Below are 13,815 nucleotides of genomic sequence, written 5' to 3'. Positions count from 1 at the left end.
CCTTCCTCGGCCAGGCCGCGTACCTGCAGCTGGGGTACTTCGAGACGCTCACCCGGCTCATCCGCGCCACGAGCGACCTGTCGGAGAAGGAGATCCTCTCCCGGGCCGCCGTCGCCGCCCCTCCGGCGGTGCGGCCGGGGGCAGCGCCCCGCAGACCGGCGCCTGAGGCCCCACCACCACGCCGAGACCCCCTCTGAGCGCCGAGACCCCCGTGCAGCAACCGATCTGCACGGGGTCTCGGCGGCAGAAGGGGGTCTCGGCGTCCGGGAGGCTCAGCCGACGGGGTAGACCGGCGCGGATCCGGATCCGCGGTCGATGATGCGCTGCATCATCGACGTGGTCGTCGTGTTCTCCCCCGGCAGGTTGGGCTTGCCCGTCCCGTGGTAGTCGCTGGAGCCCGTGATGATGAGGTCGTGCTCGGCGGCGATGCCGTGCAGCCACGCGCGCCCCTCCGCGGTGTTCTCGCGGTGGTCGATCTCCAGACCGCCCAGGCCCGCGTCGATGAGACGCCGCAGGGTGGCATCGGACATCCGCTCGCGACCGGCCGGATGCGCGATCACGGCCACGCCGCCGGCCGCGGTGATGAGCTCGATCGCGGTGACCGGATCCGGCGCGTAGTGCCCCTCGTAGTAGCCCTCGCGCGGGTGCAGGATCCCGTCGAACGCCTCGCCGCGATCGCGCACGATGCCCCGCGCGACCAGCGCGTCGGCGATGTGCGGGCGGCCGACGGTCGCATCGGGATCGGTCTGCTCCAGCACGTCCGCCCAGCGCAGCGGGTAGTCGCGCGAGATGTTGCGCACGATCCGCTCGGCACGGCCGATCCTGTCGTCGCGGATCCGCGAGGTCTCCGCCACCAGGTCCGGATCCGCCGGATCGAACAGGTACGCGAGCACGTGCACGCTGCGCCACCCGTCCTTGGACGACATCTCCATGCCGGGGATGAACGTCATCCCGCGCGCGGCCGTCGCCGCCGCGGCGTCGGCCCAGCCGGCGGTGGTGTCGTGGTCGGTGAGGGCGATGGTGCGCACACCCTGCTCCGCGGCGCGGTCGACGACGACGGCCGGGTCCTCGGTGCCGTCGGAGCGGTTCGAGTGCAGATGCAGATCGACCGGTCCGGCGAACAGGGCGGGTCGCGACGTGGGATCGGCATCGGTCATCCTCCGAGCGTAGCGATCCCGCAGGGCGTGGGCCGCCGGCCGCGCACCAGACGCCTCACAGATCCGCTCGCCTAGGCTCGGAGACGATGTTTCGACTGATCGGGATCCTGCTCACCGTCCTCTTCGCGATCGCCACGGCGATCGTGACCTGGCCGCAGTTCTTCCATCTCGAGCAGACGTTCCCGATCACGCAGATCGTGGCGTCTCGCGCGGCGCTGGTCATCGCGTTCGCCGGGATCCTGCTGCTCGCCCTGCTGCTCATGCTGGCGCGCCCGCTGCGCGGGTTCGCCGCCTCCCTCGCGATCGTCGCACTGCTCGGCGGCGGAGCCTCCGCCGCGATCCTCGCGCTGCGCGGGGTGGACACCGCCGACGTCCTCCCGGCGAAGACGTCGTCGAGCGTGCGGGTGCTCGCCTGGAACACGGCGGGCGAAGCCGTCTCCGCCGACGAGATCGCGCAGACCGTCGTCTCGCAGCAGGCCGACATCGTCGCCCTGCCCGAGACCACCGAGGCCGTGGGCGAGGACATCGCGCTGAAGCTGCGCGACGCGGGACACCCGATGTGGGTGCACCACGTGCAGTACCGCCCCGAGGTGACCCAGGGTCCGGACTCGTGGCAGACGACCGTGCTGATCTCCCCGGCCCTCGGCGACTACTCCGTGATCCCGTCGTCGGCCGACGGATCGAGCAACACCTCCTCGGTGCCGAGCGCCGTGGTCATGCCGGTCGACGGCGACGGGCCGACCGTCGTCGCCGTGCACACGGTCGCGCCGCGCCAGGACGAGATGGACGGCTGGGCGAAGGATCTGCGGTGGGTCGCCGACCAGTGCCCCGCCGGGAAGAACGTGATCCTGGCGGGCGACTTCAACGCGACGCTCGATCACATGTCGGGACTCGGCACCGCGGGCGGAGACCTCGGCGCATGCCGCGACGCGGCGTCGCGCGCCGGATCCGGCGCCGTCGGCACCTGGCCGACGTCGGTTCCCGCACTCCTGGGCGCGCCGATCGACCACGTGATGGCGACCGAGCAGTGGCGCGCCTCCGGGGCCGCCGTCCTCCCCGCGGGCGCCGGCGGCAGCGATCACCGCGCCCTGATCACGCAGCTCGAGCGCGCGACGCCGTAACCCCGCCCGGTCGGCCGGAGCGCCGCCTCAGCGACGCACGCGCCGGCGCGCGACGAGAAGCGCGATGCCGCGCCACCCGACCAGGAACACCAGCAGGGTCACCGTGGCGACGATGACGAACGCCACCGCGGTCGTCCCGCCCGACACCACGCGCAGCAGCATCCCGACCACGACCGTGATCACCACGAGCAAAGCCCCGGTGCGCAGCGGCGCCACGGGCGCCCTCCACGCGCGCAGCACGGCCCAGCCCGCGGCGAGCCCCACGAGGAACGGCCAGGCGGTCTCCAGCACGCCGAGCACATCCAGGGAGTGCTCGTGGCTGGCGCGGCCGATCGTCGCGAAGACCAGCACGAGCAGCGCGTCGATCGCGGCCGCCCATGGCCAGGTCAGCGTGGATCGGCGGGCGGGCGCGGAATCGGTCATGCCTTCCACGGTAGCGGCCGAGGCTGTGCCGACCCGCCCGGAGCGGTCCATACCCTGAGCGAGGCTTATCAGCAAGCATTGAACTGGCTGGGAACGACCGATAGAAACGATGACAGGGCCACCCGCCCGCGCCGGTCGCCGAACCGGTCTTCACCGCACGAGAGGACCCTCACCGATGAGGATGTCGAAATCCGCCCGTCCGATCCGCACCATCGCCTGCACCGTCGCGGCGCTGGGCCTGGTCCTGGCGGGAACCGTCAGCGCCACCGCGGCGACGGACGAGCCGTCCACGCCCGTCCCGATCAATCCGCCCGACGGCACCGTGATGAGCTACGTCGTCAACACGGGCCAGGCCAACCCCGGCCAGACCCGCAAGGCCGAGAAGGCCGTGACCGACGCCGGCGGCGTGGTCGTGCAGAGCTGGCCCGAGATCGGCGTCGTGATCGCCCAGTCCGACCGGGCCGCGTTCCGCGACACGGTCAAGGCCAAGGGCAAGAACGTCGTCCAGTCGGTCGGGGCGACCCGCACCGTCGAGGTGAAGGACAAGGTCACGGGTCCCCAGGCTCCGTGGGGTCCGGGGTCGTCGGGCTGGAACAAGGGCAAGAACAAGCCCGTCAACGGCGACGAGCCCACCGAGCCGGTGCCCGCGACCGGATCCGACTCGCTCGAGGGTCAGCAGTGGGACATGACGATGATCCAGGCGGATCAGGCGCACCAGGTCACCGACGGCAGCCGCAACGTGCTCGTCGGCGTTCTGGACTCCGGCATCGACCCGACCCACCCCGACCTCCAGTCGAACATCGACGTCGCCGACTCGGTCAACTGCACCGCCGGCGGGCGCCCCGACCAGGCCGCGGGCGGCTGGTACCCCACCACCTCGGATCACGGCACCCACGTCGCCGGCACGATCGCGGCCGCCCGCAACGGCGCCGGCATCGTGGGCGTCGCGCCGAACGTGCGCCTCGCCTCCGTCAAGGTGGTCAACGACGACGGCTTCATCTACCCGGAGTACGCGGTCTGCGGCTTCATGTGGGCCGCGCAGCGCGGCATGGACGTGACCAACAACAGCTACTACATCGACCCGTTCGAGTTCTGGTGCGACGACCAGCCGGATCAGGCCGCGGTCCGTGAGGCCGTCGCCCGCGCGGTGAACTGGTCCAGCGCCAAGGGCGTCGTGAGCGCTGCGGCGGCCGGCAACTCCGGCCTCGACCTGACGGTGAACACGCGCGACGAGGGCAGCCCGGACGATGCGGCGACCCCCACGCCGCGCACGATCAACCAGGGCTGCAAGGACATCCCGGCGCAGGTGCCCGGCGTCGTGACCGTCGCCTCGCTGACCAAGGACGGCCAGCTGTCCTACTTCTCCAACCGCGGTCTCGGCGAGATCGACGTGGCGGCCCCTGGCTCCCGCATCCTCTCCACGATCCCCGGCGGCAAGTACGGGCTCAAGAGCGGCACCTCGATGGCGTCCCCGCACGTCGCCGGCGTGCTCGCCCTGATGAAGTCGGCTCACCCCGAGCTGAGCCCGGCCCAGCTGGTGCAGAAGCTCGAGGACGACGCCACGCCGACCGCCTGCTCCGCCCCGCAGTACGACGAGGGTGCGGCGTGCGTCGGCACCCCTGAGCTGAACAGCTACTACGGACACGGCATCGTGAACGCGCTCAAGGCCGTGCAGTGATCTGACACCGCCTCCGGAAGGGGCTCGGCTCGCCGTCTCGGCCTGCCGAGCCCCTTCTCCGTGTCACGAGCGGGATCCGGGGCCCGCCGGGCGATGAGAGGATGGAGCCATGACCTCCGAGCACGACACGATCGAGCAGCAGGGCGACGCCGCCACCGCGACCACCTCGACGTCCGCCAACCGCCGTCAGCCCTTCCCCCAGGGCTTCCTCGACACCATCTCCACGGGCTGGGCCGAGCGCCCCGAGACCCTTCCCGCACCGCGTGCGCAGGCGCCGTATGCGGCGAAGCGGCGCGACGCTCTCTCCGCCGCGTTCCCCGGCAAGCGCCTGGTGATCCCCGCGGGATCCCTCAAGCAGCGCAGCAACGACACGGACTACCCGTTCCGCGCGCACTCGGCCTTCGCGCACCTCACCGGCTGGGCCGCCGACGCCGAGCCCGACTCGCTGCTGGTCTTCGAGCCGACGACCGACGGGCACGACGTCACCCTCTACTTCCGCGAGCGCGCGGACCGCACCACGAGCGAGTTCTACTCCGACGCCACGATCGGCGAGTTCTGGATCGGCCCCCGCCCGGCGCTCGCCGGCGTCGCCGCGGATCTGGGTCTCGCCACCGCCCACCTCGACGACTTCGCCGCGGGCGAGCACGACCTCGTCGTCGACGAGGACGCCGAGCTCACCCAGGTCGTCTCCGAGCTGCGCCTGATCAAGGACGAGTACGAGATCGCCGAGATGCGCCGCGCCGTCGAGATCACCGCGAACGGCTTCGACGACATCGTCCGCGACCTTCCGCGCGCCGTGGCGCACCCGCGCGGCGAGCGCATCGTCGAGGGCGTGTTCCACCAGCGCGCCCGCAGCGACGGCAACTGGGAGGGCTACGACACCATCGCCGCCTCCGGCCCGCACGCCTGCTACCTGCACTGGACCCGCAACGACGGCGCGGTGCTGCCGGGCGACCTCATCCTCATCGACGCGGGCGCCGAGGCCGACAGCCTCTACACGGCCGACATCACCCGCACCCTCCCGGTCAGCGGCACGTTCAGCGATGTGCAGCGCCGGATCTACGACACGGTCGTCGAGGCGGCCGACGCCGCCTTCGGCGCCGCGAAGATCGGCGTGCCGTTCCGCGAGGTGCACGCGGCCGCGATGGACGTGATCGCCCGCCGGACGGCCGAGTGGGGCCTGCTTCCTGTGACCGCGGAGGAGGCGCTGGACGCCGACAAGGGCGGCCAACACCGCCGCTACATGGTGCACGGCACGAGCCACCACCTCGGCATCGACGTGCACGACTGCGCCCAGGCGCGCCGCGAGATGTACTACGACGGGCTGATCCAGGAAGGCATGGTGTTCACGATCGAACCGGGCCTGTACTTCCAGATCGACGACGTGACGGTTCCCGAGGAGTACCGCGGCATCGGCGTGCGCATCGAGGACGACATCCTCATCACCGCCGACGGACCGGTGAACCTCTCCGCCGGCATCCCGCGCACCTCCGCCGAGATCGAGGCGTGGATCGCCACGGTGCAGGGCGCGGCGTCCTGACCGAGGACCGGTCCCTGAGCTCGTCGAAGGGTCCCGGACAGCTCCGGGTGGCCGAGGCCGCCGCGACCGAACGGATCGCGGCGGCCTTTCCCGCGTTCGCGGGGCGGCCGGTGCGCGCGCTCGCGACGCCGGGCACGGTGAACGCCCTGTTCCGGATCGGCGACGCGCACGTCGCGCGCTTCCCGCTGCAGCCGACCTCGTACGCCGAGATCGCCGCCGAAGCGGCCGCTCTCGAGGAGTTCGCGACGGTCGCGCCGTTCCCCGCTCCCGTCCCGGTGGGCGTCGTCGACGGCGACGCCGGCTACCCCTCCGCCTGGTCGGTGCAGACGTGGATCCCGGGGCGCACCGCGTCGGAGGGCGAGCCCGACGGATCGGAGAGCACGTGTCCCGGCCTCGCCGAGGATCTGGCGCACCTCATCGTCGCCCTGCGCGCCGCACCGCTGCGCGGCCGGAGCTTCGACGGCCGGGGTCGCGGCGGTGACCTCCGCGCGCACGAGGACTGGATGTCGGAGTGCTTCGCGCGCAGCGCGCACCTGCTCGACGTGGGCGCGGCGCGCTCGCTCTGGGCGCGCCTGTCGCGGATACCGCATCCGGGCGTCGAGGTCATGTCGCATCGGGATCTGATCCCGCCGAACCTCGTGCTCTCGGACGACGGGCGGCTCGGCGGGGTCCTGGACAGCGGGTCCTTCGGCCCGGCCGACCCCGCCCTCGACCTGGTGGTCGCGTGGCACGTGCTCGATCGGCGGGACAGGCTCGCACTCAGGGCCGCCCTGGGCTGCGGCGACGCCGAATGGCAGCGCGGGGCCGCGTGGGCGCTGCAGCAGGCGATGGGCCTGGGGTGGTACTACGAGCGGACGAACGCCGTCATGGCCGCACTCGGTCTGCGCACGATGGGACGCCTGCTCGCGGATCCGGACCTGGCGGGCTGAGCGCCGGCACAGCGCACGCGACACCTCACCCACGCGGATCCGCCGCCGCGCCGGGTCATGTTCGTCTGACACCCGTCGGCACGCGGGTCCGAGCCGGCGATCGGACCTCAGCGCGCGGCGTGGTCGCGGAGCGCGTCCGCCATCTGCCGCACGGCCTGCTCGATGATCGGGCGCGGGGTCGCGAGGATGAAGCGCAGGTAGCCCTCCCCCGCCGCGCCGCAGGCGATGCCGTCGGTCATCGCGACGCCCGCGCGGGTGCGGAAGAAGTCGGCCGGGGATCCGTCGATGCCCAGATCCCGAGCATCCAGCCAGGCGATGTACGTGCCCTCCGGCGCGCGATAGCCCATCGCCGGGATGTGCTCCGCGAGCAGGTCTCCGAGCAGCCGGCGATTGCCGTCGAGGTAGGCCAGCGTCTCTTCGAGCCAGTCCCGCCCCTCGTCGAACGCGGCCGTCGCCGCCACCACGCCGAGGTTCGCCGTGCCGTGCTCGGCCCAGGCGACCTCGGGGCGTGCCCACATCTCCACATCGGCGTCGTTCGTCAGGATCACCTGCGCCGCCTTGAGACCGGGCAGGTTCCACGCCTTCGACGCACTGGCCGCGGTGATCGTGTGCGCCGCGGCAGCGGGGCTGATGCTCGCGTAGGGCACATGCCGGTGCGGCGCGAACACCAGCGGCGCATGGATCTCGTCCGAGAACACCCGTGCGCCCCGTCGTTCGACGATCTCGGCGACCGCCTCCAGCTCCTCGCGCTCGAACACCCGGCCGAGCGGGTTGTACGGGTTGCACAGGATCAGCAGGCCACCGCCGTCGGCCAGGGCGCGGTCGATTCCGTCCAGGTCGTAGACATGCCGCCCGCCCTCGACGAGCATCGGGACCTCGACGGTCTCGCGGCCGTGCATCGCGGGGATGGTCACGAACGGCATGTACGCGGGCGTCGGCAGCACGATCGCAGAGCCGGCGGCGGTGAAGAAGTCGATCGTGGTGCGCAGCGCGGTCAGCACGTCCGGCACTGGACGGATCCGCTCCGGCGGCACCTCCCAGCCGTAGCGGTCGCGCTGCCAGCGGGCCGTCGCCTCCGCCATGCGCGTGCGCACCGCGGCAGGAAGGTATCCCGTGAGTCCCGCGTCGACGGCGTTCTTCACCGCGTCGGCGACCGCCGGGGCCGTGGGAAAGTCCATCTCGGCGACGAAAGCGCCGATCGCCTCGGGGAACGCCGACCACTTGAGGCTGCCGGCTTCGCGCAGCCGCTCGATCCCGATGGCGTCCAGCTCCTGCGCGGTGCTCATGCGATCCCCCTCGCGAAGTCCGCGACCAGAGGGGCCAGCGATGCGCCGAGCTCGGCCGGCGCCTGCTTCCTCCCCTTCACCTCGAACGAGTGGCCGCCACCGTCGATCCACGCGATCCGCGCACTCCGGCAGGAGGCGACGGCCTCCTCGAGCTGCGCGAGCGGCTGCACGAACGGGTCGTTCGTCCCCTCGACGAACAGCTGCGGCTGCGCCACCGCGGGCAGGTGCTCGATCCGCGGCTTCTCCGGCTTGCCGGGCGGATGCAGCGGATACCCGAGATACGCGAGCCCTGCGACGTCGAGCCCGGGCTCCTCAGCCGCCGCCATCGACGCCATCCGGCCCCCGTAGGACTTGCCGCAGGCGAACACGGGCCCGTTCCCGCGCTGCCGTGCCGCAGCCGTCACGGCGCGCCAGGTCAGCAGCGCGTGCGCAGCGGGACCCGGCATCCTCCGGCCCGCCTCCATGTACGGGAAGGTGAAGCGCAGAGCGTGGAGCCCTGCGGCCTGCAGCGCCGCGGCGAATCCGAGCAGGAAGGGGTGATCCATCCCGGCGCCGGCGCCGTGCGCGATCACGACGATCGGCGCCTCCGTCGCATCCGTCGCCGCAGGGGCGAACGCCGCGGACACCTCGACGGGTCCGCCGGGCAGCCGCACCGGGGCACGGAACCGCTCCTCGCCCGAGGGCATCATCGGGACGAGCCGTCGCCGTCCGATCGCTCGCCCTCGGCCGGGTGCTCGCCGTCGGCGGGCGCGGCCTCCGGGGCCGTCCCCTCGACCGGGGCCGGCGCGGCCGGCGGCATGGGCGGCAGCGGCGGCCGCTCCGGGATCACGCGCTCGCCGTAGCGCGGCGGCTCGTCGACCCGCTCGCCGTACTGAGGCGGCTCGGCCACGGCCGACGGAGCCGGGCGCGGCGTCGGCGTCACCGACCGGCCCAGCACCTGGCGCGCCTTGCCGACCGAGGCGGCCAGCACGGTCACCTCGTAGTGGTCCGCCTTGAGCTGCATCACGCTCGCGTAGTCGCGACGGCGCCGCACGATCGAATAGGTGACGAGGCTGAGGATCATGCCGATCGCGACGCCCACGAACAGGATCCCGACGAACGCCTGCATCGGGACCGCCGGGTTGCCGAGCACGAAGATCGCCGACAGGAACAGGCCGATGAGCACGCCGTTGACGGCGCCGGACCGCGCCGCGTTCGCATAGCCCAGGCGCCCGGTGACCCGCTCGACGGTCTGCACGCCGACGCCCACGATCGCGATCGCCCTCGCCGGGATCTCGCCGGCGATCAGCTGCGAGACGAGCTTCTGCGCGGCTTCGTACTCGGTCACCGTGGCGACCGTCTCGCCGATCTCGCCCGCGGGGCCCGACGCGTTCAGCATGCTCATCCGACCATTGTTCCACGCGGCCGCCCGGAGACCGCCGGATGCCGTCACCCACCCCGGATCCCTAGGCTCAGGACACTACGCTGGAACCATGAGCACACAGCGGGTTTTCGTCGCGCGCCTGGCCGGGTGCGCCGTGTTCGACCCCGCCGGCGACCGGATCGGCAAAGTCCGAGATGTCGTCGTCGTGTACCGAAGTAGCGCGGCCCCGCGCGTGATCGGGCTGGTGTGCGAGATCCCCGGACGCCGGCAGGTGTTCCTCTCCATCGGACGCGTCGGCTCGATCAGCACCGGACAGGTGATCTCCTCCGGGCTGATGAACGTGCGCCGCTTCAAGCCGCGCAACGGCGAGGTGCGGATCATGGCCGAGCTCATCGGACGCCGCGTCGACTTCGCGGACGCCTCCGGGACGGCCGTGATCGAGGATGTGGCGATCGAGCCGAACCGGCTCGGCGAATGGTCGGTGAGCCAGCTGTTCCTGCGCAAGCCGAAGACGAGCGCGTCGCCGTTCGCGAAGGGGCCCACCACCTTCGCGACCTGGAACGAGGTGCGCGAGCACAACCGTCCGGGCGAGGCGCAGTCGGCCGAACAGCTCGTCGCGACGTTCTCGGAGATGCACCCCGCAGACCTCGCGAACACGCTGCTCGACCTGCCCCAGCAGCGCCGCATCGAGGTGGCCGAGGAACTGCCCGACGAGCGTCTCGCCGACGCCCTCGAGGAGATGCCCGAGGACGACCAGATGGACATCCTGGACCGGCTCGGCGACGAGCGCGCCGCCGACATCCTCGACCAGATGGAGCCCGACGACGCCGCCGACCTCCTCGCCCAGCTCCCCCAGGGGCGCCTGGAGCACCTCCTCGAGCTGATGGAGCCGGAGGAGGCCGAGGACGTGCGCATGCTGCTGCGCTACAGCCCCGACACCGCGGGCGGTCTGATGACGCCGGAGCCCATCATCCTCTCCGCCGACGCGACCGTGGCCGAGGCGCTGGCGCTGATCCGCCGGCACGAGCTGCATCCCGCGCTGGCCGCGGCCGTCTTCATCACGCTGCCCCCCTTCGAGACGCCCACCGGGCGCCTGCTCGGGGTCGTGCACTTCCAGCGCATGCTGCGCTATCCCCCGCACGAGCGGCTCGGCGCCATCGTCGACGACACGCTCGAGCCGGTGCCGGCGACCGCATCGGCCGCGGAGGTCGCGCGCATGCTCGCGAGCTATGACCTCGTCTCCCTCCCCGTGGTCGACCAGGCCCACCGCCTGGTGGGCGCGATCAGCGTGGACGACGTGCTCGACTACCTGCTGCCCGACGACTGGCGCTCGCACGATGCGGAACCGTCCGTCCCGACGCAGGGCGGAGCGGGATGATGGCGAAGTCGGACCGCCGGGGACTGGATCTTCCCCGCGGTCGCTCCGGCATGCTCGGCCGCGGTGCCACCTCCTCCGGATCGAGCGACACCTTCGGGCGCTTCTCCGAGGCGTTCGCCCGTGCGATGGGGACCTCGGGCTTCCTCATCGGGATGAGCGTGTTCGTCGCGATCTGGCTGTGGTGGAACATCGCGATGCCGAAGGAATGGCAGTTCGACCCGGCCGCGACGAACTTCACCCTGCTCACGCTGATCCTGTCGCTGCAAGCCTCGTACGCCGCTCCCCTGATCCTGCTCGCGCAGAACCGGCAGGACGACCGCGACCGCGTGCAGATCGAGCAGGACCGCCAGCGTGCGGAGCGCAATCTCGCCGACACCGAGTACCTGGCCCGGGAGATCGTCGCCCTGCGGATGGCTCTCGAGGAGCGCTCGTCGCAGGGCGTCACCCGCGAGGTGCTGCGCGCAGAACTCCGAGCGATGCTCGCGGAGCTGCGCGACGAGGATCCGGCGGAGCAGGCTCCGTGACCGACGCGCTCGCCGCCGAGGTCCGTCGCGCCGTCGGCGCCGTCACCGACCCCGAGCTGCGCCGTCCGCTCGCCGATCTCGACATGCTCCGCGACATCACGGTCGAGGGCGCCGTCGCGCATGTCGGCATCGTGCTCACCATCGTGGGCTGCCCCGCCGCGACCCGGATCGAGGCGGACGTGCACGCGGCGGCAGCCGCGGTTCCCGGCATCGACACCGTCGAGGTCGCGGTCGGCGTGATGACGCCCGACGAGCGGCGCGCCCTCACCGAGCGCCTGCGCGACGGCCGGGCACCGCGGCAGATGCCGTTCGGACCGGACTCGCTCACGCGCGTGATCGCGGTCACGAGCGGCAAGGGCGGGGTCGGCAAGTCGACGCTGACCGCCAACCTCGCGGTCGCGCTCGCCGCGCGCGGCCGCCGCGTGGGACTGATCGACGCCGACGTGCACGGCTTCTCCATCCCGGGGCTGCTGGGCATCGCGCCCGGCACGCAGCCCACCCGCATCGACGACCTGATGCTGCCGCCGGTCGCGCATGACGTGAAGGCGATCTCGATCGGGATGTTCCTCCGCGAGGGCGAATCGGTGGTCGCCTGGCGCGGACCGATGCTCCACCGCACCGTGCAGCAGTTCCTCACCGACGTGTTCTTCGGCGACCTCGACGTGCTCCTCATCGACATGCCGCCGGGGACGGGCGACATCGCGATCACCCTGGGGCAGCTGCTCCCCCACGCCGACGTGCTCGTCGTGACCACGCCGCAGGAGGCGGCCGCAGAGGTAGCGATCCGCAGCGGTCTGGTCGCCCGGCAGACGGGTCAGCGCGTGATCGGCGTCGTCGAGAACATGGCTGCGCTCACGCTGCCGGACGGCAGCTCGCTCGACCTGTTCGGGTCCGGCGGAGGCCAGGCGGTCGCAGACGCCCTCTCGGAGGGCGCGGATCCGGTGCCCCTGCTCGCCTCGGTGCCGTTGAGCCCGGCGCTGCGCGCGGGCGGCGATGCCGGCGCTCCGGTCGTGCTCTCGGATCCGGAGGATCCTGCCGCGCGGGCGATCCTCACGGTCGCCGATGCCGTGGACCGCTCCGGGCGTTCGCTCGCCGGGCGGCACCTGCCGCTCAGCCTGAGCTGATCGCCTCGGCCAGCCGCGGATCTGCGCCTCAGGTGGCTTCGCTGTCGTACGGCGGCAGTTCGTCGGCGGAGAAGACCTTCGGCGCCCGGGAGGCGGGAGCCGTCGAAGCGGGCTCGGCCCCGGCGGACGCCGCATTCATCGCCGTCGCGGTCGCCAGCAGCGCGGCGGCCGATCCTGCGGCGGGAGCGGCGGCGGGCGCCGATTCGGCCGGTGCCGCCGGCGCCACGGGACGCGGTGCTGCCGGGGTGTCGTCCAGCAGGGCGTCGCGGATGATCCGGCGCGGGTCGTACTGGCGCGGATCGAGCTTGCGCCAATCCAGCTCGTCGATCTCGGGACCGACCTCTTCGCGCATGCGGTCCTTGGCCCCGCGCAGATAGTCGCCCGCCTGCTTGACCAGGCGCGCGAACGTCTCCGCGTACCGCGGGAGCCGCTCGGGGCCCACGAGAAGGGCTGCGATCACGCCGATCACGAGCAGCTTCTCGATGGTGATGCCGAAGAACATGTCACAAGGGTACCGCCGCGCCTGGCCGCCTCGCGCACGCTCTGCGCCTACGCTGAGTGAGAAACACGCGGTGCACTGAACGACCGCTAGGGAGTCGAAGTGAGCGAGCAGGACGCCAACGCGCGGTACGTACGCGAGGCCATCGTGGAACCGGACGAGATCGCCCGGGCACGGGCGCACGCGGTGGAACTCGGAGCGCAGCCGATCAGCGCCGCCGTCGGCGCGCAGATCGCCGTGCTCGCCGCCGCCACCGCAGCGCGTTCGATCGTCGAGATCGGCACCGGAGCGGGCGTCTCCGGCCTGTGGCTGCTGCGCGGCGCGCCGAAGGCGGTGCTCACCTCCATCGACAACGAGCCCGAGCATCTCGCCGCGGCGCGCACCGCGTTCCAGGATGCGCGGATCCCTCCGACGAGGGCGCGCTTCATCGCCGGCCGGGCCGCCGACGTGCTGCCCCGCATGAACGAGGCGGCCTACGACATCGTGCTGGTGGATGCGGATCCGGAGAACGTCATCGAGTACGTCGAGCACGGCCTGAGGCTGGTCCGCGCGGGAGGGACGGTGCTGGTGCCGCGCATCCTCGCCGGCGGACGCGTCGCGGATCCGGTGCAGCGCGACGACGTGACCGTGGCCTACCGCTCCCTCATCCAGGAGACGCAGCAGTCCCCCGCCGTGCTGGCGGCGCTGAGCACCGTCGGCGAGGGCCTGCTCCAGCTGACCAGCATCGCCGCGGCCTGAGCCGAGAGACCGAGACACGAGAAAGGGACCGCCGAGATCGGCGGTCCCTTTTCGT

General features: G+C 72.3%; 14 protein-coding genes and 1 pseudogene. 9 read left to right on the top strand and 6 right to left on the bottom strand.

All coding sequences use genetic code 11. From position 1 onward, the window contains the following. A pseudogene (locus tag RL72_RS20640) lies at window positions 1-119 on the top strand (ferritin-like fold-containing protein); the annotation flags it as partial. Between the two features lie 153 nt (window positions 120-272). Here RL72_RS20640 and RL72_RS13970 read toward each other — a convergent pair. Further along, complete coding sequence (locus RL72_RS13970; protein WP_045251460.1) at window positions 273-1,157, bottom strand: PHP domain-containing protein; 885 nt, start codon at window positions 1,155-1,157, stop codon at window positions 273-275. 86 nt (window positions 1,158-1,243) lie between these two features. Here RL72_RS13970 and RL72_RS13965 point away from each other — a divergent pair, with 86 nt between their 5' ends. After that, window positions 1,244-2,278 carry an endonuclease/exonuclease/phosphatase family protein gene (locus tag RL72_RS13965; RefSeq protein WP_045251459.1) on the top strand — a complete coding sequence of 345 codons (1,035 nt, stop codon included), beginning with the start codon at window positions 1,244-1,246 and terminating at the stop codon, window positions 2,276-2,278. A gap of 27 nt (window positions 2,279-2,305) precedes the next feature. On the opposite strand, the gene RL72_RS13960 is transcribed toward RL72_RS13965, so the two are convergent. Next, complete coding sequence (locus tag RL72_RS13960) at window positions 2,306-2,701, bottom strand: DUF3054 domain-containing protein (RefSeq protein ID WP_045251458.1); 396 nt, start codon at window positions 2,699-2,701, stop codon at window positions 2,306-2,308. A gap of 181 nt (window positions 2,702-2,882) precedes the next feature. Here RL72_RS13960 and RL72_RS13955 point away from each other — a divergent pair, with 181 nt between their 5' ends. The 3 genes from RL72_RS13955 to RL72_RS13945 all read left to right on the top strand — a co-directional run bounded on the left by RL72_RS13955 (window position 2,883) and on the right by RL72_RS13945 (window position 6,848). Beyond that, window positions 2,883-4,379 (top strand): S8 family peptidase, encoded by a 1,497-nt coding sequence (locus RL72_RS13955; protein WP_045251457.1) that lies wholly within the window; start codon window positions 2,883-2,885, stop codon window positions 4,377-4,379. A gap of 109 nt (window positions 4,380-4,488) precedes the next feature. Then, window positions 4,489-5,919 (top strand): aminopeptidase P family protein, encoded by a 1,431-nt coding sequence (locus RL72_RS13950; RefSeq protein ID WP_045251456.1) that lies wholly within the window; start codon window positions 4,489-4,491, stop codon window positions 5,917-5,919. Further along, a complete protein-coding gene (locus tag RL72_RS13945; RefSeq protein WP_211256059.1) occupies window positions 5,886-6,848 on the top strand; it encodes a phosphotransferase in 963 nt (320 codons plus the stop codon). The genes RL72_RS13950 and RL72_RS13945 overlap by 34 nt, the downstream gene beginning before the upstream one ends. A 107-nt stretch (window positions 6,849-6,955) precedes the next feature. On the opposite strand, the gene RL72_RS13940 is transcribed toward RL72_RS13945, so the two are convergent. From RL72_RS13940 to RL72_RS13930, 3 genes are read right to left on the bottom strand one after another with little or no spacing between them, the layout of a single operon-like run. Next, window positions 6,956-8,134: a MalY/PatB family protein gene (locus tag RL72_RS13940; RefSeq protein ID WP_045251455.1), complete on the bottom strand. Its 1,179-nt coding sequence runs from the start codon at window positions 8,132-8,134 to the stop codon at window positions 6,956-6,958. After that, complete coding sequence (locus RL72_RS13935; protein WP_045251454.1) at window positions 8,131-8,820, bottom strand: alpha/beta hydrolase family protein; 690 nt, start codon at window positions 8,818-8,820, stop codon at window positions 8,131-8,133. Before RL72_RS13935 ends, RL72_RS13940 begins: the two co-directional genes overlap by 4 nt. Next, window positions 8,820-9,518 (bottom strand): YflT domain-containing protein, encoded by a 699-nt coding sequence (locus tag RL72_RS13930; RefSeq protein WP_045251453.1) that lies wholly within the window; start codon window positions 9,516-9,518, stop codon window positions 8,820-8,822. The genes RL72_RS13935 and RL72_RS13930 overlap by 1 nt, the downstream gene beginning before the upstream one ends. Window positions 9,519-9,606: 88 nt before the next feature. Between RL72_RS13930 and RL72_RS13925 the strand changes: the two genes are divergently transcribed. Genes RL72_RS13925 through RL72_RS13915 form a run of 3 tightly spaced genes read left to right on the top strand, consistent with a single transcriptional unit; the run spans window position 9,607 to window position 12,523 of the window. After that, window positions 9,607-10,875 carry a magnesium transporter MgtE N-terminal domain-containing protein gene (locus RL72_RS13925; RefSeq protein WP_045251452.1) on the top strand — a complete coding sequence of 423 codons (1,269 nt, stop codon included), beginning with the start codon at window positions 9,607-9,609 and terminating at the stop codon, window positions 10,873-10,875. Beyond that, window positions 10,875-11,399 carry a DUF1003 domain-containing protein gene (locus tag RL72_RS19910; protein ID WP_045251451.1) on the top strand — a complete coding sequence of 175 codons (525 nt, stop codon included), beginning with the start codon at window positions 10,875-10,877 and terminating at the stop codon, window positions 11,397-11,399. Before RL72_RS13925 ends, RL72_RS19910 begins: the two co-directional genes overlap by 1 nt. Further along, the gene (locus RL72_RS13915) at window positions 11,396-12,523 is read left to right on the top strand and encodes an Mrp/NBP35 family ATP-binding protein (RefSeq protein WP_045251450.1); all 1,128 of its coding nucleotides are present in this window, start codon (window positions 11,396-11,398) and stop codon (window positions 12,521-12,523) included. The genes RL72_RS19910 and RL72_RS13915 overlap by 4 nt, the downstream gene beginning before the upstream one ends. 28 nt (window positions 12,524-12,551) lie before the next feature. Here the strand turns inward: RL72_RS13915 and RL72_RS13910 are convergent, their stop codons facing one another. Then, entirely contained in the window at window positions 12,552-13,025 is a 474-nt protein-coding gene (locus RL72_RS13910; protein ID WP_045251449.1) for a twin-arginine translocase TatA/TatE family subunit, read from the bottom strand. A 99-nt stretch (window positions 13,026-13,124) separates the two neighbouring features. On the opposite strand from RL72_RS13910, the gene RL72_RS13905 reads away from it, so the two are divergent. Then, window positions 13,125-13,760: an O-methyltransferase gene (locus tag RL72_RS13905; protein ID WP_045251448.1), complete on the top strand. Its 636-nt coding sequence runs from the start codon at window positions 13,125-13,127 to the stop codon at window positions 13,758-13,760. Window positions 13,761-13,815 lie beyond the last annotated feature (55 nt).

It is taken from the genome of Microbacterium azadirachtae (assembly GCF_000956545.1).
GTDB classification, from domain to species: domain Bacteria; phylum Actinomycetota; class Actinomycetes; order Actinomycetales; family Microbacteriaceae; genus Microbacterium; species Microbacterium azadirachtae.
This window is presented reverse-complemented; position numbering and strand designations above follow the sequence as displayed.